Source organism: Janthinobacterium sp. 13, assembly GCF_002749695.1.
Lineage (GTDB): Bacteria > Pseudomonadota > Gammaproteobacteria > Burkholderiales > Burkholderiaceae_D > Janthinobacterium > Janthinobacterium kumbetense.
Genome location: NZ_PEEQ01000001.1, coordinates 2,668,293 through 2,688,228, shown reverse-complemented (window position 1 = coordinate 2,688,228; position 19,936 = coordinate 2,668,293). Strand labels below are relative to the sequence as shown.

At 64.6% G+C, this 19,936-nt stretch carries 9 protein-coding genes and 1 riboswitch; of the genes, 5 read left to right on the top strand and 4 right to left on the bottom strand.

The window, feature by feature from the left end; genetic code table 11:
• Positions 1-44 precede the first annotated feature (44 nt).
• On the top strand, positions 45-8,672 hold the full coding sequence (locus CLU94_RS11835) for a GH36-type glycosyl hydrolase domain-containing protein (RefSeq protein ID WP_099668277.1): 8,628 nt from the start codon (positions 45-47) through the stop codon (positions 8,670-8,672).
• A 324-nt stretch (positions 8,673-8,996) separates the two neighbouring features.
• Here the strand turns inward: CLU94_RS11835 and CLU94_RS11830 are convergent, their stop codons facing one another.
• Entirely contained in the window at positions 8,997-9,572 is a 576-nt protein-coding gene (locus tag CLU94_RS11830; protein ID WP_099665756.1) for a TMEM165/GDT1 family protein, read from the bottom strand.
• 21 nt (positions 9,573-9,593) lie between these two features.
• Positions 9,594-9,763: riboswitch (yybP-ykoY riboswitch) on the bottom strand.
• 145 nt (positions 9,764-9,908) lie between these two features.
• Here CLU94_RS11830 and CLU94_RS11825 point away from each other — a divergent pair.
• From CLU94_RS11825 to CLU94_RS11815, 3 genes are all read left to right on the top strand, one after another.
• Positions 9,909-12,302 (top strand): M1 family aminopeptidase, encoded by a 2,394-nt coding sequence (locus CLU94_RS11825; protein WP_099668276.1) that lies wholly within the window; start codon positions 9,909-9,911, stop codon positions 12,300-12,302.
• Between the two features lie 118 nt (positions 12,303-12,420).
• Complete coding sequence (locus tag CLU94_RS11820; protein ID WP_099665755.1) at positions 12,421-14,280, top strand: M1 family metallopeptidase; 1,860 nt, start codon at positions 12,421-12,423, stop codon at positions 14,278-14,280.
• Positions 14,281-14,302: 22 nt separating this feature from the next.
• Positions 14,303-15,940 (top strand): serine hydrolase, encoded by a 1,638-nt coding sequence (locus tag CLU94_RS11815; protein ID WP_099665754.1) that lies wholly within the window; start codon positions 14,303-14,305, stop codon positions 15,938-15,940.
• A gap of 35 nt (positions 15,941-15,975) precedes the next feature.
• Here the strand turns inward: CLU94_RS11815 and CLU94_RS11810 are convergent, their stop codons facing one another.
• Together CLU94_RS11810 and CLU94_RS11805 are read right to left on the bottom strand one after the other, a co-directional pair.
• The gene (locus tag CLU94_RS11810; RefSeq protein WP_218965288.1) at positions 15,976-16,803 is read right to left on the bottom strand and encodes a class I SAM-dependent methyltransferase; all 828 of its coding nucleotides are present in this window, start codon (positions 16,801-16,803) and stop codon (positions 15,976-15,978) included.
• 88 nt (positions 16,804-16,891) lie between these two features.
• Positions 16,892-17,551, bottom strand: coding sequence for a pyridoxamine 5'-phosphate oxidase family protein (locus CLU94_RS11805; protein ID WP_099665753.1), 660 nt, complete (start codon positions 17,549-17,551; stop codon positions 16,892-16,894).
• A gap of 109 nt (positions 17,552-17,660) precedes the next feature.
• Here CLU94_RS11805 and pdxR point away from each other — a divergent pair, with 109 nt between their 5' ends.
• On the top strand, positions 17,661-19,133 hold the full coding sequence (pdxR, locus tag CLU94_RS11800; RefSeq protein ID WP_099665752.1) for a MocR-like pyridoxine biosynthesis transcription factor PdxR: 1,473 nt from the start codon (positions 17,661-17,663) through the stop codon (positions 19,131-19,133).
• A gap of 10 nt (positions 19,134-19,143) precedes the next feature.
• On the opposite strand, the gene CLU94_RS11795 is transcribed toward pdxR, so the two are convergent.
• Positions 19,144-19,923: a spermidine synthase gene (locus CLU94_RS11795; RefSeq protein ID WP_099665751.1), complete on the bottom strand. Its 780-nt coding sequence runs from the start codon at positions 19,921-19,923 to the stop codon at positions 19,144-19,146.
• Positions 19,924-19,936: the final 13 nt, after the last annotated feature.

Here is a 19,936-nt window from a genome sequence, read left to right as displayed (position 1 = left end):
TTGTCACGCAGCAGATCAAGGAACAGATTTCCAAAGTTAAAGAAATCTTCCGCGACCATTCCCTTGCACCGGAAACCTTCGACGCCGCGCGCGACGATGCCTTGCCCTTGCGTTCCGAATTATTCAGCGCCATGCAGATGGCCGCCCACGGCAAGCACGTGGCTGCCGGCCATGCGGTGGGACGGCATCATGGGCGCGACCGCCTGCTGGCGCGCCTGGCCGACAATGCGGCCCTGATCACGGCCACCGTCAACGAGCTGACGGCGACCGTCAAGAGCGGGCGCCAGGTCACGCCCGCCTCGGAATGGCTGCTCGATAATTTTTACCTGATCGAAGAGCAGATCCGCACCACGCGGCGCCACCTGCCGAAGAACTACAGCAAGGAGTTGCCACGGCTGACGTCCGGCGCGGACGCGGGCTGCCCGCGCGTGTACAAGATCGCGCTGGAAATCATCTCGCACGGCGATGGCCGCGTCGACCTGGAAAACCTGTGCCACTTCGTCGAAGCTTACCAGGACGTGGCCACCTTGACCCTGGGTGAGCTGTGGGCCGTGCCCATCATGCTGCGCCTGGCCCTGATCGAAAACCTGCGCCGCGTCGCCGCGCGCGTGGCCGACGACCGCATGCAGCGCGACCTGGCCAATACCTGGGCCGACCAGATGACGGAGATCGCCGAGCGCAATCCCAGCGGCTTGATCCTGCTGGTGGCCGACATGGCCCGTTCGAACCCGCCCATGACCAGCGCCTTCGTGGCCGAACTGTCGCGCCGCCTGCAGGGACAAAGTTCGTCACTGACCCTGGCGCTGTCGTGGCTGACGCACAAGCTGGCCGAGTCGGGCCTCACCATCGAGCAGCAGATCCAGTCCGAAATCGGGCAACAGGCGGCCGACCAGGTGTCGATCGCCAACAGCATCGGCAGCCTGCGTTTTCTCGGCACCATGGATTGGCAGGAATTCGTCGAGACCATGAGCGTGGTCGAGCAAACCCTGCGCCTCGATCCGGCCGGCACCTATGGCTTGATGGATTTCGCCACGCGCGACAGCTACCGCCACGCCATCGAACGCATCGCCAGGCGCAGCGCGCGCAGCGAAGTGGAAGTGGCCGAGATGGTGGTACAGCTGGCGCACACGCACGGCAACGGCAATGATGCGCGCCGCGGCCATATCGGCTTTTACCTGGTGGGGCGCGGCGTGCTGGTGCTGGAAAAGCAGGCCGGCGCGAAACTGCCCTTCATCGAGGCGCTGCAGCATACGGCGCGCGCGGCGCCGCTGGCCGTCTACCTGGGCGCGATCTCGTTCCTGACCCTGGCGACGAGCGCCTTGCTGCTTGAGCGCGCCGTGCGCCATGGCGTGCAGGGCTGGCCCCTGGCGGCGCTGGGCGCGCTGGCGCTGCTGGGCAGCAGCCAGCTGTCCGTGGCCGTGGTGAACTGGCTGGCGACCCTGATGACGTCGCCGCATCCGCTGCCGCGCATGGATTACCAGGCCGGCATTCCATCGGATGCGCGCGGCATCGTCGTCGTGCCGACCCTGATCTACAGCGAGGACAACGTGGCGGCACTGTGCGAGGCGCTGGAAGTGCGTTATCTCGCCAACCGCGACCCGAACCTGCGCTTTTGCCTGCTGACGGACTTTGTCGACGCGCAGGCGCAAACGATGCCGGGCGACGAAGCCCTGCTGCGCCAGGCGCAGGACATCATCCGCGGCTTGAACGAGAAATACCGCGTGGAGGGTGTCGCGTTCAAGGAAAACGGCGATCCGGCCGACCACGAAGAGCTGGGCCATGTGGGGCCGTTCCTGCTGCTGCACCGTCCGCGCCTGTGGAATTCGCAGCAGAATGCGTGGATGGGACAGGAGCGCAAGCGCGGTAAATTGTCCGACCTGCACGCGTTTTTGCGCGGTAGCGCGCGCGACAAATTCTCGCTGGTGGAAGGCGAATTGCGCGGCCTGCGCACGATCAAATACGTGATCACGCTCGACACGGATACGCAGCTGCCGCGCGATGCGGCGCGCGAATTCATCGCCACCATGATGCACCCGCTGAACCGCCCCGTGCTGGACGCGGCCGGCACGCGCGTGGTGGCCGGCTACGGCATCCTGCAGCCGCGCGTGGCCGTGGCGCTGCCCAGCGCGAATGCGTCGCGCTACGAGCTGCTGTGCGGTGGCGAGCCGGGCATCGACCCCTACACGCGCACCGTGTCGGACCTGTACCAGGACGTGTTTTATGAAGGCTCCTTCATCGGCAAGGGCATCTACGATCTCGACATGTTCGAGCGCGTGCTGGGCCAGCGCCTGCCCGACAATAAAATCCTCAGCCACGATTTATTGGAAGGCTGCTACCTGCGCGCCGGGCTGCTCAGCGACTCGCAACTGTACGAGGAATATCCGGCCCGCTATGACGCCGACGTGAGCCGGCGCCAGCGCTGGATACGCGGCGACTGGCAGCTGCTCGGCTGGCTGCTGGGCCGGGTGCCGGGCCGCGCCGGCAAGCGCGAACGCAATCCCCTGTCGATGCTGTCGCGCTGGAAGCTGTTCGACAACCTGCGCCGCAGCGTCGTGGCGCCGGCCACCACCTTGTCGCTGCTGCTGGTGTGGGGCTTCCTGCCGCACGTGGCCTTCTGGAGTGCAGCGGTCCTGGCCATCATCTTCCTGCCGCCCGTGTTTTCCGCCCTGTACGATTTGCTGCGCAAACCGCGCGACACCCTGTGGCGCCAGCATCTGGCCGCCTTCGAGCGGCGCTGCGGCGTGCAGTTTTCGCACGCCATGCTGACGCTCGTCTTCCTGCCGTACGAAGCGTGGATCAGCCTGGACGCCATCGCGCGCACCCTGTGGCGCCTGGGCGTCTCGCACAAGCACTTGCTCGACTGGCGCGCCTCGAATTTGCACAGTTCTTCCGGCTCGCAGGCCGACAGCTGGCGCGCCATGTGGTGTTCGCCCGCACTGGCGCTGGCTACCTTTGGCGGCTTGCTGGCCTGGCGCCCGCAAGCCTTGCCGGCCGCCGCCGTGGTACTGCTGTTGTGGCTCGTCGCACCCGCCATCGCCTGGTGGATCAGCCGCCCCATCGAGCGGGCCGTGGCGAGCCTGTCGGCCGAGCAGGGTCGTTTCCTGCACGGCGTGGCGCGCAAGACTTGGGCGTACTTCGATACCTTCGTCGGTCCCGACGACCACTGGCTGCCGCCCGATAATATGCAGGAGCATCCGAACCTGGTGGTGGCGCACCGCACCTCGCCGACGAATATCGGCCTGGCGCTGCTGGCGAATTTGACGGCCTACGATTTCGGTTACCTCACCCTGGGCCAGTTGATCGAGCGCAGCCGCGCCACCCTGCACAGCATGGGCGAACTGGAACGCTTCCAGGGCCATTTCTATAACTGGTACGACACGCAAACGCTCAAGGCGCTGCAACCGATGTACATCTCGACGGTCGACAGCGGCAACCTGGCCGGCCATCTGCTGACCTTGCAGCCGGGACTGGTGGAACTGTACGACGCACCCATCATCGGCGCGCAGGTGGTGCAGGGCATCCGCACGACGGCGCAGGTACTGCAGGAATTCATCGCCGCCGAAGGCGAGGGCAAGGCCATGCGCGACAGCATGAGCCTGCTGCAGGCAGCGGCACATCCCGCCACCCTGGGCGAATGGCATGCCTACCTGGGCGCGGTGAATGGCGCCGCCGACGCGTTGCTGTCGCTGACACTGCAAAGCGGGGATGGCGAACTGGCCATGTGGGCGGGTGCGCTGGCGCGCCAGTGCCGCGCGGCGCTGGCCGAATTGCTGCAACTGGCGCCGTGGGCGGGGCAGGTGGATGTCGATGCGGCGCTGATGCGCGTGCTGACATTGCGCGAACTGGCCAACCTGGAAACACCGGAAGGCCTGCCTGCCGAGCTGGCCGCCTTGCTGGCGCAGGGCCGCGACCAGGCGGGACGCCACATGCGCGACATCGCCCACGCGGCGGGCCAGGCGCGCGACTTTGCGCAGATCGAATACGCGTTCCTGTACAACCCGTCGACAAAACTGCTGGCCATCGGCTACAACGTCAGCGAACGGCGCCTGGACCCCAGCTACTACGATTTATTGGCCTCCGAAGTGCGCCTGGCCAGCTTCATCGCCATCGCCCAGGGGCAGCTGCCGCAGGAGCACTGGTTCGCCCTGGGCCGCCAGCTGTGCATGGTGGCGGGGCAACCCGTGCTGCTGTCGTGGAGCGGCTCGATGTTCGAGTACCTGATGCCGCTGCTGGTGATGCCGAATTATCCGAACACCCTGCTCGACCAGACGTACCACTCCGTCATCGAGGCGCAGATCGATTACGGACGCCAGCGCGATGTGCCGTGGGGGATTTCCGAGTCCGGCTACAACACGGTCGACGCCAGCCTGAATTACCAGTACCGCGCGTTTGGCGTGCCAGGGCTGGGCTTGAAGCGGGGCCTGGCCGACGACTTGGTGGTGGCGCCGTACGCCAGCATGATGGGCCTGATGGTGCAGCCGGAGGCGTCGTGCCAGAACCTGCAGCGGATGCAGGCGGCCGGCTATATGGGCCGCTACGGCTTCTTTGAAGCCATCGATTTCACCACGGCGCGCCTGCCGCGCGGGCAGGGCAGCGCCATCATCCGCTCCTTCATGGTGCACCACCAGGGCATGGGCTTTTTGGCCCTCAGTTACCTGCTGCACGACCGCCCGATGCAGCGCCGTTTCGAGTCCGATCCGCTGCTGCAATCGGCCTTGCTGGTGCTGCAGGAACGCACGCCGCAGGCCGGTGCGTTTTACTCGAACACGGCCGAACTGGCGGTGCTGCGCAGCGGCGTCCCCGAACAGGCCATGCCGATGCGCATCCTTACGCAAGCCAACAGCGCCGTGCCGGAAACGCAGCTGCTGTCGAATGGCCGCTACCACGTCATGGTGAGCAATGCGGGCGGCAGCTACAGCCGCTGGAAAGACCTGTCCGTGACGCGCTGGCGCGAAGACAGCACGCGCGATAACTGGGGCAATTTCTGCTATCTGCGCGACCTCGACGACGGTGCCGTCTGGTCCACCATGTACCAGCCGACCCTGGCCGAGCCGAAGAAATACGAAGTGATTTTTTCGGAAGGGCGGGCCGAGTTCCGCCGCGCCGACCATGGCCTGGACCTGTACACGGAAATCGTCGTCTCGCCCGAGGACGACATTGAAATCCGGCGCACGCGCATCAGCAATAATTCGAACCGCCAGCGGCGCATCGAGATCACCAGTTTTGCCGAAGTGGTGATGGCGCCGGCGGCGGCCGATGCGGCTCATCCGGCATTCAGCAAGCTGTTCGTACAGACGGAAATCCTCGCGCATGAAAATGCGATTTTATGTACGCGCCGGCCCCGCTCGAAGGATGAGCAGATGCCGTGGCTGCTGCATGTGATGACCGTGCACGATATCGAGCGCTACGAAGTCTCGTTCGAGACAGACCGTGCGCGCTTCATCGGCCGTGGCAACACGGCGCAATTGCCGCTGGCGCTGCAGGAAAGCGGGCCGCTCAGTGGCGGCCAGGGTTCCGTACTCGACCCCATCGTGGCCATCCGCTACGTCATCACCTTGGCCCCCGACCAGGCCGTGACGGTCGACAGCGTGACGGGCATGGTCGAGCAGCGCGACGCGGCGCTGCACTTGATCGACAAATACCAGGACCGCCACCTGGCCGACCGCGTGTTCGAACTGGCCTGGACGCACAGCCAGGTGGTGCTGCGCCAGCTGAATGCCAGCGAAGCCGATGCGCAGCTGTATGCGCGCCTGGCCAATGCCGTGATCTATCCGAATGCGGCCCTGCGCGCCGAGGCCAGCATCCTGATCAAGAACCAGCGCGGCCAATCCGGCCTGTGGGCGTATGCCATCTCGGGCGACCTGCCCATCGTGCTGCTGCAGATACGCGATTCGGCCAATATCGAACTGGCGCGCCAGATGGTGCAGGCGCATGCCTACTGGCGCCTGAAAGGGCTGGTGGTGGACCTGGTGATCTGGTACGAGGAGCAGTCGGGCTACCGGCAGCTGCTGCACGACCAGATCATGGGCCTGATCGCCTCGGGCATCGATGCGCAGGCGATCGACCGCCCGGGCGGCATTTTCGTGCGCCTGGCCGAGCAGATCGCCAATGAAGACCGCATCTTGCTGCAATCGGTGGCGCGCGCCATCATCAGCGACTTGCGCGGCACCCTGGCCGAGCAGGTCAAGCGTCCGCCCAGCCCCGTGCTGCGCATGCCGCCGCTGCTGCAGGACCCGGCCCGCGACCATGGCGGCGTGCCGCACCGGGCGCCAAAGCGCGAGCTGATCCTGGAAAATGGCCTGGGCGGTTTCACGCCCGACGGGCGCGAATATGTGATCACCACGGGAGAGAATAAACAGACGCCGGCGCCCTGGTCGAACGTGCTGGCCAATGCGCAATTCGGCACCGTGGTGTCCGAAGCCGGCCAGGCGTATACGTGGAGCGAAAATGCGCATGAATTCCGCCTCACGCCATGGCAGAACGACCCAGTCTCCGACCTGTCCGGCGAAGCATTCTATGTGCGCGATGAGCAGAGCGGCCAGTTCTGGTCGCCGTCGTCCCTGCCCGCGCGCGGCAGCGGCGACTACGTCACGCGCCACGGCTTCGGCTATAGCGTGTTCGAGCACAGCGAAGGCGGCATCGCCACGGAATTGTGCACCTATGTGGCGCTCGATGCGGCCGTCAAATACTCTGTCATCAAGGTGCGCAACGACAGCGGCGTGCCGCGCCGCCTGTCCGTCACGGGCTATGTGGAATGGGTGATGGCCGACCTGCGCGCCAAGTCCGGCATGCACGTGGCCACCGAAGTCGACACGATCAGCGGCGCCCTGTTTGCGCGCAATAACTACAACACGGAGTTTTCGGGCCGGGTCGGCTTTTTCAATACGGATGCCAGCATCCGTTCCATCACTTGCGACCGCAATGAATTCATCGGCCGCAATGGCAGTCTGGCGCAGCCAGCCGCCTTGCGCCGCGTGCGCCTGTCCGGCAAGGCGGGCACGGGATTGGACCCGTGCGCGGCGATCCAGGTGCCGTTCGAGCTGCAGCCGGGGCAGGAGCGCGAAATTGTCTTCCTGCTCGGCGTGGGCGGGCGCCGCAATGCGGACGCCAGCACCATGGTGCAGCGCCATGCAGGCAAGGAAGCGGCCCGCATGGCGCTCGACGCGGTGCGTGCGCACTGGGAAAACACCCTGGGCGCCGTGCGCATCGAGACGCCCGATCCATCGCTCGATGTGATCGCCAATGGTTGGCTGATGTACCAGACCATCGCCTGCCGCCTGTGGGCGCGCAGCGGCTATTACCAGTCGGGTGGCGCCTACGGCTTCCGCGACCAGCTGCAAGATGCGATGGCCATGATCCATACGGCGCCGCAGCTGCTGCGCAAGCACTTGCTGCTGTGCGCGGCGCACCAGTTTGTCGAGGGCGACGTGCAGCACTGGTGGCATCCACCGTCGGACCGGGGCGTGCGCACGCACTGTTCCGACGACTATCTGTGGCTGCCGCTGGCTACTTGCCGTTACGTGATCGCCACGGGCGACGTCAACGTGCTGTCGGAAGTGGCGCCCTTCATCGAGGGGCGCGCCGTCAAGCTGGAAGAGGATTCGTATTACGACCTGCCCGTGCGTTCGGGCGAGTCGGCCGACCTGTACGAGCACTGCGTGCGCGCCATCCGCCATGGCTTGCGCCTGGGTGTGCACGGCTTGCCTCTGATGGGCTCCTGCGACTGGAACGACGGCATGGACAAGGTGGGCGAACATGGCAAGGGCGAGAGCGTGTGGCTGGCGTTCTTCCTGTACGAAGTGCTGCAGCGTTTCGCCGAAGTGGCCGTGCTGCGCGGCGATGCCGCGTTTGCCCAGTTCTGCCGCGATGAAGCGGCGAAACTGGCGGCGAATGTCGAGGAGCATGCGTGGGATGGCGAGTGGTACCGGCGCGCGTATTTCGACGACGGCACGCCACTTGGCTCGCACATGAACGAGGAATGCCAGATCGATTCGATTTCGCAGAGCTGGGGTGTACTGTCGGGCGCGGCCAACAGGGAACGGGTCGCCGGCGCCATGCGCCAGGTCGATGCACGCCTGGTGCGCCGTGATTCCGGCGTGATCCAGCTGCTCGATCCACCATTCGACAAATCCAGCCTGAACCCCGGCTACATCCGCGGCTACGTGCCGGGCGTGCGCGAGAACGGCGGCCAGTACACGCATGCGGCCATCTGGACGGCGATGGCGTTTGCCCGCCTGGGCGATGGCGAAAAAGCGTGGGAACTGCTGCGCATGATCAATCCCGTGCGCCACGGCGTTGACGCGCAGGCGGTGCAGCGCTACAAGGTCGAGCCCTACGTGGTGACGGCCGACGTGTATGCCGTGGCGCCCCACGTGGGACGCGGTGGCTGGAGCTGGTACACGGGATCGTCGGGCTGGCTGTACCGGCTGATCGTCGAATCCCTGCTCGGTTTGACGCGCGAAGCGGACGTGCTGCGCGTGGTGCCGGTCATGCCGGCAGAGTGGAACAGCTTCAAGCTGCATTACCGCTTCGGCGCCAGCAGCTATGCCATCACGGTGGAACAGGCGCAGGGGCGGCCTGCGGGCTTGTTGCTCGATGGCGTGGCGCAGGGGGGCAACAGCATCGCCCTGCGCGACGAGAGCCGCGAGTACGTGGTGCTACTGCTGGTTTAGTCTAGCCGCCGTACCTGCCACGTATCGTATTCGGGCCGGCGCCTGCCAAGCAGCAGGATCAGGCCGGCGCCCAGCAACAGCAGGTCGCGCGTGCGTACGGCGGGCTCGGATTGCGTTGCTGACTGAGGGGCGTAGGTGCCGCCATGGCAGCGGGGAACTGGCTTGCGCAGGCGACCAGGCACAGCGCCGCCATCTTTCCATTCAAATGCATAGATTCCTCAAGAAAGCGCGGTGACCACCAGGTGGCACCGCGCCAGTATTCATGTCAGCGACATTGTAATTATAGACATGAACATTGTAAATGAGAAATTATTTAAGACTGAGTCAAAAACCCAGCGCCGCTCCCGCGCCCAGCAGGGTCGCCACGCCCAGCACGGCAAACACCAGCGCCGCGATGCCATGCACGAGGCGCAGCGGGACGCGGTTGGCGATCTTGTCACCCAGGTAGACGGCCGGCACGTTGGCCAGCATCATGCCGAAGGTGGTGCCCAGCACGACGGAAACAATGTCGTGATAGCGCGCCGCCAGCGCCACCGTGGCGACCTGCGTCTTGTCTCCCATTTCCGCCATGAAGAAGGCGATCAGGGTGGTCAGGAAGACGCCGTACTTGGCCAATTTGGTTTCGTCTTCATCGAGCTTGTCGGGGATCAGGGTCCAGGCAGCCATCGCCAGGAAGGAGACGCCCAGTACCCAGCGCAGCACGTCGGGCCCCAGCATGCTGGTGATCCAGGCGCCGACGGCGGCGGCAAACGCGTGGTTGGCGATGGTGGCGACGAAAATCGCCAGCACGATGGGCAAGGGCTTGCGGAATTTGGCGGCCAGCAAAAAGGCCAGGAGTTGGGTTTTGTCGCCGATTTCAGCGAGACCGACGATGCCGGTGGAGATGAGGAATGCTTCCATGAGATTGCAAGAGGTACGCGGGCCGGACGAATTAACCAATGATCCACGGGCGACTCCGGCCCATGCGGCCGCCCTGGATCAATGGTCTCGTCAAGTTTTGCAACCACCTGCACCATGGCCTGCGGGCCAATTATGTTGATACAGGTTCCCGCGGCAGGACCGCAGGACGACTACTCCCCAATGTTCGAGGCGCATCATACGCCAATGCCTGCGTCGGCGCCAGTGCCGGCGGGGGATGTTGCGGCCTGGTGTGTGGGACTTCGACAACAATGATCGATTTGCAAACAGACTCGACTTAGAATGCAGTCTGTCCACGACTCCCAGATGGAATGCGCCATGCCGGTCCTTGTCCGCTTGCTTGCCTTGTGTTTGACCTTGTTTGCTCCCTTGTCCGGCCTGTGCGCCGCCGCGCCTTTCGACGACAAGTTCCGCCAGCTCGAAGAATTGCTGCCCACGCCGAATAGCTACCGCACGGCGTCCGGCGCGCCGGGCCACGCCTACTGGCAGCAGCGCGCCGATTACGTAATCCGCGCTACCCTGGACGAAGCGCGCCGCGAAATCACGGCCAGCGAGCAGATCACCTATCACAACCGCTCGCCCGACAGCCTTGCGTATCTGTGGCTGCAGCTGGACCAGAATGGCTTGCGCAAGGACGCCGACCAGCGCCGCGTCCTGAGCGCGCCGTCGCGCCAGGCCTGGCTCAGCAGCAGTGAAGAGGAGGCGCTGAAATTCGAGGACTTGCGCGCCATCCATGCGGGCCGCGAATTTGACGGCGGCTTCAAGCTCACCGCCGTGAAAGCGGCCAGTGGCAAGCCGCTGCCGTATGTGGTCAACCAGACCATGCTGCGTATCGATTTGCCGGTGGCGCTGGCGCCCGGCCAGAGCATCACGTTCAACATCGACTGGTCGTATCAGATCAATGACCAGAAGGTGCTGGTCGAACGCTCCGGCTACGAGTATTTTGAGGACGACAAGAACGCGATTTTCCAGATCGCGCAGTGGTTTCCGCGCATGGCCGCGTATTACGACGCCGTCGGCTGGCAGCACAAGCAATTCCTCGGCTCAGGGGAATTCACGCTGGAGTTTGGCGATTACGAGCTGTATCTGACGGTGCCGGGCGACCATGTGGTGGCCGCCACGGGCGAGCTGCAAAATCCTGCCGCCGTGTTGAGCGCGGCGCAGCGCGAGCGCCTGGCGCGGGCGAAAAACAGCGATACGCCGCTGCTGGTGATCACGCCGGAAGAGGCGATGGCGGCGGAAAAGGGCAAAGCCACGGGCATGAAAACCTGGCACTTCAAGGCGGCCAATGTGCGCGACGTGGCGTGGGCGTCGAGCCGCAAGTTCATCTGGGATGCGCAGGGTTTGAATAGCGGCGGCAAGCGCGTGATGGCCATGTCCTACTATCCGAACGAGGGCAATCCGCTGTGGCAGCAGTACAGCACGCGCGCCGTCGTGCACGCGATCGAGCAGTACAACAAGTACAGTTTCGACTATCCGTATCCGAACGCGATGTCCGTCAACGGCGCCGTGGGCGGCATGGAGTATCCGATGATTTCGTTCAATGGTGGGCGCCCCGTGAAGGACAAGAAAACGGGGGAACGCACGTATTCAAAGACGACCAAATATGACTTGATCGGCGTGATCATCCACGAAGTGGGCCATAATTATTTTCCCATGATCGTCAACTCGGACGAGCGCCAGTGGACGTGGATGGACGAGGGTTTGAATTCCTTCCTGCAGTACCTGGCCGAGCAGGCGTGGGAAGAGCATTTTCCGTCCTGGAATGGCGAGCCGCGCAAGATCGTCGACTACATGCGCAGCCAGAACCAGGTACCCATCATGACCAACTCCGAGTCCTTGCTGCAGTTCACGGCGAACGCCTACGACAAGCCGGCCACGGCGCTCAACATCCTGCGCGAGACCATCCTCGGGCGCGAACTGTTCGACTTCGCCTTCAAGCAGTACGCCTTGCGCTGGAAATTCAAACGCCCGACTCCCGCCGACTTTTTCCGCACCATGGAAGATGCGTCCGGCACCGACCTGGACTGGTTCTGGCGCGGCTGGTTTTATACCACTGACGCGGTCGACATCAGCATCGACGGCATCAGCGAATATGGCGTGAGCACGAAGAATCCGGAAATCGAGAAAGCGTGGAAGAAGGCGCAGAAGGCCGCGCAACCGATCTCGATCTCGGACCAGCGCAACAAGGCGCTGCCGAAGAAGGTCGACCTCGATCCTGCGCTCAAGGATTTCTATAACCGGCACGACGAATTCACGGTCACCAACAAGGACCGCAACAGCTATGCGGAGGAGCAGGAAACGCTGGAGCCATGGGAGAGAAAGCTGCTGGAACAGCACAACATGGGAAAGCATCTGTACCTGGTCGATTTTTCGAATCTCGGCGGCCTGGTGATGCCGCTGATCCTGGAAATCGAACTGAAAAGCGGCAAGAAGATCATCGAGCGGGTGCCGGCCGAAGTGTGGCGCTACTCGCCGCACAAGATCAGCAAGGTCATCATCACGGACGAGCCGATGGTGGGGCTGGTGCAGGACCCGTACTGGGAGACGGCCGACATCGACATCAGCAATAACGCCTGGCCGAGAAAAATCACGCCATCGCGCCTGGAGCTGTTCAAGCAGGACCGCGACAAGAACAACCTGATGAAGGATGTTAATGTGCCGCTGAAGGCGCCCGAGGCCAAGGCCGAAGCCAGGCCGGAAGCAAAATAGGGAAACTGCGCTGGCCAGTCCGGCGCTTTTTCTGCCAGGTCCGCGCTGGAAGTGCTATTCTGCGCGACGCCCCGGCGCACACGGACCGGGGCTTTCGCAAATCATTCAAAAGACGACCATGCAAACTTTGACCTTCCTGCGCGCGCTGGGCTGTGCGCTACTTTGCCAGGTGACCCTGGCCGCGCACGCCGACCCCCTCAGCTACGCGCGCTACGACCAGGTGCGCACGCGCGACCTGCAGCTGGACCTGAAAGCGGATTTCAAGCAAAAGACCTTGAGCGGCTATGCCGAGCTGTCCTTGAACTGGATCGACCCGGCGGCGCGCACCCTGGTGCTCGATACGCGCGACCTGTCGATTGCGAAAGTGCAGGTACAGGACAAGCGCGGCGCATGGCAGATGGCGCCGTACCAGCTGGACAAGGCCGATCCGGAAAAGGGCCAGGCGCTGCGCATCACGACCACGGGCCAGCCGGGCAAGGTGCGCGTCTACTATCACACGGCGCCCAACGCCATCGCGCTGCAGTGGCTCACGCCGCAGCAGACCATGTCGGGCAAGCTGCCTTTCATGTTCAGCCAGTCGCAAAGCATCAACGCCCGCTCGTGGGTGCCGTCGCAGGATACGCCGGCCGTGCGCTTTACCTATGGCGCGCGCATCGAGGCGCCGAGCGGCATGCGCGTCGTGATGAGCGCCGAGAATGACGAAAAGGCGACGGGCAAGGGCGGCTGGAAATTCAGGATGCCGCAGCCGATTCCTTCCTACCTGCTGGCCATCGCCATCGGCGAACTGGAAGTGCGTAAACTCGGCCCCCGCTCCGCCGTGTATGCGGAACCGCCGCGCATCAAGGCCGCCGAATACGAGCTGGCCGATACGGAAAAGATGATCCAGGCCGCCGAGGCCCTGTATGGCCCGTATGGCTGGGGCCGCTACGACATGATCGTGCTGCCGCCATCGTTCCCCTACGGCGGCATGGAAAACCCGCGCCTGACCTTCCTCACACCGACCATGATTGCGGGCGACCGCAGCCTGGTCGACCTGATCGCGCATGAACTGGCCCACTCGTGGTCGGGCAATCTGGTCACCAACGCGTCGTGGAAGCACATGTGGCTCAACGAAGGCTTTACCACCTACGTCACGACGCGCATCGTCGAACAGCTGTATGGCAGCGAAGTGGCGCAGATGGGCGTGCAGGTCGACCAGGAAGAACTGGCGGCCTCGATCAAGGAATTGCCGGCCGCGAAAACGGCATTGATCACGCGCGATGCGGACGCCAATCCGGCGGAAACGTACACGGACGACGGCATCATCTACCCGAAAGGCGCCTGGTTCCTGGCGACCATGGAGCGCCGTGCCGGCCGCGCCGTATTCGACCCCTTCCTGCGCGGCTGGTTCGACCAGCACGCGTTCCAGAGCGTGACGACAGAGCAGTTCATCGCCTACCTGCGCAAGAACCTGCTGGCGCAGCATCCGGACGTCATGCCGGAAGCGGAACTCGATGAATGGCTGTATGGCACCGGCGTGCCGGCCAGCGCGCAGCACGTCGTCTCGCCGCGCCTGGCGCTGCTCGACCAGCACCGCGACGCCTGGCTGAAAGGCGAGCTGGCGACGAAGGACCTGGGCATGGACAAGTGGATCGCCATCGAATCGATGCACTTCCTGAACGATATCAACAACAAGGCCAGCGCGGCGCAATTGCGTGAGCTGGACCAGGCCTACGGCGTGGGCAAGAGCGGCAACAACGAAGTGGCGTACCGCTTTTATCTGGCCTCCGTGAACGCCGGCTACGATGTGCGCCAGCCCTTGCAGGCATTCCTGATGAGCGTGGGCCGCCAGAAGTTCGTCGTGCCCCTGTACAGCGCCTTGATGAAGACGCCGCAAGGCCATGCCTGGGCCAAGGACGTGTATGCGCATGCGCGTGAACGCTACCACCCGGTGACGCAGGAAAGCGTCGATAAATTGATGGCCGCGCAAGCGCATTGAACCTTATTGGGAAATCCTGACCATGCATACCATGAACCGTCTTGCCGCCGCCATCGTGCTGGCGTTCTCCAGCATCACCGTGCCGGCGCTGGCAGCCGATGCCGTACCTGTCGCTGCCGCAGCATCCGCGCCGGCACCCGCCTTCGACCTTGACCGCGACGTCGCCACCGCCCTGAAAGTGTTCGACGTGCCCGGCATGGCGATCGCCATCGTCAAGGACGGCAAGGTCATCACCGCCAGGGGCTTTGGCGTGCGTAAACTCGGCGAGCCGGCCGCTGTCGATGCGCAGACCCTGTTCGAGGTGGCATCGAACTCGAAGGGCTTCACGGCCGCCGCGCTGGCCATGCTGGTCGACGATGGCAAGCTGGCCTGGGACGATCCCGTCACCAAGCACCTGCCCGGCTTCCAGATGCACGATTCCTACGTGACGGGCGCCATGACCGTGCGCGACCTGCTGACGCACCGCAGCGGCCTGGGTCTGGGCGCGGGCGACTTGCTGTGGTGGCCGACCACCACCTTCAGCACCGACGAGATCATCGAGAAGCTGCGCTACATCCGCCCGGCCACGAGTTTTCGCAACAGCTATGCCTACGATAACCTGCTGTATATCGTGGCCGGCAAGATCATCGCCGACAAGGCGGGCAAGAGCTGGGGCGAGGCCATGCATGAGCGCATCCTGGCGCCGCTGGGCATGACGGGCACCACCACCAGCCTGCTTGAAAACGCGGGCAAGCCCGACGTCGCCAGTGCGCACAGCAAGATCGACGGCAAGATCACCGCCGTCAAGTCCATGCCTGTGCGGAACGCCGTGGGCGCCGTCGGCATCAACACGAATGCGGAAGATATCGCCAAGTGGATGATGGTGCTGCTCGACGGCGGCAAGATCGCCGGCGTGAAGGACAAGGACGGCAAGGAAGCGCGGTTGTTCAGCGAAAAGCAGGGCCGCGAAATGTGGACGGCGCAAACGCCGATCAAGATTTCCGAGCCGAAGCCGGCGCTGGCCGCGACGAAACCGAACTTCAGCGCATATGGCCTGGGCTTCCAGCTGCGCGACTACAAGGGCATGAAAGTGGCCATGCACGGTGGCGCGCTGCAGGGATTTTATTCGCGCGTGGTGATGGTGCCGGAAGCAAAACTGGGCGTGGCCATTCTGACCAATGCGGAAAATGGCGGTTCCATGACGGCGCTGCAATGGCGCATCCTCGACCATTACCTGCAGGCGGCGCCGTCGGACTGGCTGGCGCTGGTGGCCAAGGTGGAGCAGGACCAGCATGCCGAGGAAGTCAAAAAGCAGGGCAAGGCGTCGAGCGCGCGCGCAGCCAAATCGCAGCCGTCGCTGTCGCTGGCGGCGTACGACGGCGAGTACGAGGATGCCTGGTATGGCAAGGTCGTGATCAAGCCGGAAGGAAAAAAACACATCCTCAGCTTCACGCGCACGCCGGACCTGACGGGCGAGCTGGAACACTGGCAGCACGACACCTTCATCGTGCGCTGGAAAGAGCGCAATTTCAACGCCGATGCGTACGTGACGTTTTCGCTCAATCCCGATGGCAGCATCGACCGCGTGAAGATGGCGCCCGTGTCGGCCGAGACGGATTTCAGCTATGACTTCCAGGACTTGAGCCTGGTGCCGGTGAAGGCGAAGGAAGGCAAGAAGTAAAAGCAGAAGGCCACCGCAAGGTGGCCTTTTTTACGCTATGGCTTGACGAACTTCAGGGTCATGCGGTCGCTCTCGCCGATGGCCGTGTACTTGGCGCGCTCCACATCCTTGTTGGCGTAGGTGGGCGGCAGTGCCCAGACGCCGCCCTCATGGTCCGCCGTATCCTTGGGATTGGCGTTGATTTCCGATTTGGCCGCCAGTTTGAAGCCTGCGCTTTCGGCCAGCTTGATCACATACGCTTCGTGCATGTAGCCGCTGCTGGCCGTGGCATCCTGCGCCTTGTTCGCCGGCAGGCGGTGTTCGACGACGCCGAACACGCCGCCCGGTTTCAGGCTGTCATACACTTCCTTGAACAGGGTTTTTATGCCCTCGTCGCCGATCGGTATCCAGTTGTGGATATTGCGGAAGGTGAGCACCATGTCGGCCGTGCCCTTGGGCGCGATGCGGTAGGTGGTGGGGGGTGCGAAGGCGCCGAGTTCCACCTTGCCGAAAGCGCTTGGATTGGCGTCGAGTTTTTGCTGGAAGCGCGCCGCGCCACGGCGTGTGCCTTCGCTGCTTGACTGCGGGTCGTTGCCGGCGGCGATCAGCTTGCCGTGGTCGCGCAGGTAGGGCGCCAGGATTTCCGTGTACCAGCCGCCGCCGGGCGCCAGTTCCACCACCGTCATGGTCGGCTTGATGCCGAAAAACGCCAGCGTTTCATACGGGTGGCGGGCGCTGTCGCGCAGCGCGTTGGCCGGCGTGCGCGCACTGCCGGCGATGGCGGCCTTCAGGGCCGCGTCGCCCGCATCGGCGGCCAGCGCCGCGCCGCTGCCGCCACAGGCCAGCATGACCGTCAGGGCCGCGGCCAGGGATACTCGCTTCATCATCATTTGCTCCATGCGTGATTGGATCGGTTGGTCAATTGGTGGCGATCGCCATCAACGCCGATCATCGGGCAAGCACGCTGGCCGGTCAAGCGGATTCCGTACCCCAGGCGGCGGCATACGCGGGTATGTCGCAGGTGTTGAGCGCATCGGCGATGGCCGCGCCACGGCCGTGCGTAAAGGGCAGTTCGCCCGTCCAGACGGCATGCGCCATGTCGCCCGCATCGTCGAGCGGGCCGCCCGTGCGCTGCTTGACGGCGCATTCGTCGAGCGCGATGCGCAGCACAGTGGTGGCCGCGTATTCCTTGGCGCTGCCACCGCGCACGTGCGCCAGGCGTCCCGGCGCCAGCTTCTCCATCAGCGCATCCATGGCCGCATGCTGCTGGCCGATGTCGCTGACTTTCTCAAACTGCCCATACACCATCGCCGAGCGGTAATTCATGGTGTGATTGAAGGCGGAGCGCGCCAGCACCAGGCCGTCGAGATGGCTGACCGTCACGCACGCGTCGCCGTCGAGCAAGAGCTGCTTGAGCATGCGGCTGCCGTTCGAGCCATGGATGTACAGGTGGCCGCCGATGCGCCAGCAGGCGGTCGGGATGCAATGGCTGCCCTTGTCGTCGCGGAAGGCGATATGGCACAGATAGGCGGCATCGAGGATGGCGTGCAGGGTGGTCTGTTCATAGCTGGCCAGTTCGGCGACGCGGCGCACGCGGGTACGGGGGCTGGGGGGTAGGGCGGTAGCGGTCATGGTGGAAGTCCCGTTGGTTGAAGAAGCAGGCCGCACTATAATCGGCATCTGGCCCTGAAAAAAGATCCAGAACCGACAAATAATTTAGAGCCACAATGAAAGGGGAAGCATGGACTTCGCTTTGCTGCTGAATGCGTTCGAGCGCACGCACCGCGGGCGGGGCTGGTCGCGCCAGCGCCTGCTGCATGAATGCCTGCGCGCGGCGATCCGCGGCGGCCAGCTGGCGCCCGGCACGCGGCTGGCCGCCACGCGCGTGCTGGCGGCCGAACTGGGACTGGCGCGCAATACGGTGCTGTACGCCTACGAGCAGCTGGCCAGCGAAGGATTTGTCTTGCCGGACCGGCGCGGCACCGTCGTCGCCGGCAGCGCCGGTGTGCCGGCGGCCGCGCCTGCGGCAGGGGGCAACGGTGGCTTGTCCCGCCGCGCGCGGCATTTGCGCGGCGTGGCGGGACAGGATGTGAATGCGTCGGTCGTGTTTCCCGCTGACGCCATGGGCGCGTTTGCGCCTGGCGTACCGGCGCTCGATGAGTTTCCGCTGGCGCAGTGGCGGCGCATGTTGGACCGCGCCTGGCGCGCGCTGACGCCGCGCCAGCTCAATTACGGCGACCCGGCCGGCGAGCCGTCGTTGCGCATGGCCATTGCCGAGCATTTGCGCGCCGCGCGCGGCGTCGTCTGCGATGCGGGCCAGGTGTTCATCACGGACGGCACGCAAAGCAGCCTCGATGTCTGCCTGCGCGCCTTTGCCGACCAGGGCGACACCTTGTGGATCGAGCATCCAGGCTATGGCGGCGCGCTGGCGGCGGGCCGTGGCGCGGGCTTGCAGGTGACCGGTATCGCGGTCGACATGGATGGCATCGCACCGACGGATGACGACTGGCGCGACACGCCGCCGCGCCTCATCTACACCACGCCGTCGCACCAGTATCCGACGGGCAGCGTGCTCAGTCCCGCGCGCCGCATGGCGCTGCTCGAACGCGCCCGCGCGGCCGGCGCCCTGATTATCGAAGACGATTACGACAGCGAGTTTCGCCATGGCGGCCCACCCCTGGCCGCGATGCATGGACTGGTGGCCGACGCGCCCGTCGTGTACCTGGGGACCTTCAGCAAGACCATGTTTCCCGCCTTGCGCATCGCCTTTGTCGTCGTGCCGGCCGCGCTGGCAGGGGCCTTCGCACAGATGCAGGCGCAGGGCGCCGCGCGGGGGAGGGTGGCGGAACAGCTGGCGCTGGCCGAGTTCCTGCGCAGCGGCCTGTTTGCGCGCCACGTGCGGCGCATGCGCCGGCTGTATCGCCAGCGCCGCGATGCCTTGAGCGAGGCGCTGCAGCGCCATGCGTGCGCGGGCGCATCCATCCATGGCGGCACGGCCGGCATGCACCTGGCGCTGCGTTTCCATGATCGCGCATGGGATGACCTGGCGCTGAGCCGCAGCGCCGCGCAGGACGGCATCGTGGCTCTGGCCCTGTCCGCGCATGGCACGGGAGATGCGGGGGGCTGGAACGGTTTCCTGCTCGGTTATGCCCAGGTGCCGGCCGAGAACATGGATGGCCTGGCGCGCCGCCTGGGTGGACTGCTGCCGGCGTGATGCAGCTACCTTATTGCTGGTCCTGCATCCACTGCTTTAGGCCGTTGACCCAGTTCTTGGCGGGCAGGTTGAACTGCTTCTTGATGGTGCCGGCGCGTTCGTATAAATCGCTGAAGTCGAGCGACGGCGATTTTTTGAAGGCCAGCACGACGATGTTTTCATCTTCCATTTCCGGTACCCAGACGACGGCGTCGAAAACCAGCTCCATCGCCTGCAGATTCTTGTCGTAGTTGGGGAAGTCGCCGAAGACATTCGTGCACATGATGCCGTCGTCCGTCAGGCAGTCGAAGCAAGCCTGGTAGAACTCGGGCGTGTCGAGCACGGGGCCGCGCGCGTCTTCGTCGTACAGGTCCACTTGCAGCGCATCGACGGTGCCGTGGTTGGCCGGATCAAGCACGAAGTCGAGCGCATTCATTTCGCGCACGTCGAGGCGCGCGTCGTTCGGCGGCAGCGCGAACTGGGCGCCGCAGATGGCGATCACGTTCGGATTGAGTTCGATGGCCGTGACCGTGGCGTCGGGGAAGCGGCGGTAGCTGAATTTGGTCAGCGCGGCGCTGCCCAGGCCCAGCTGCACGATGCGTTTGGGCTGCGTCTTGAACAGCATCCACATCATCATCATCTGCACGTATTCGAGCTCGATGGCGTCGGGTTTGTCCAGGCGCATGGCGCCCTGCACCCACTTGGTCCCCAGGTGCAGGTAGCGGATGCCGCGGTGTTCGGTGGTGGTGGCAGGCGGGTGGCCCGGGTGGCTGAAAGCGGTATGGCTGGTGGAGGTGAAGTCGGTCGTCATGGCGCCAGTTTAG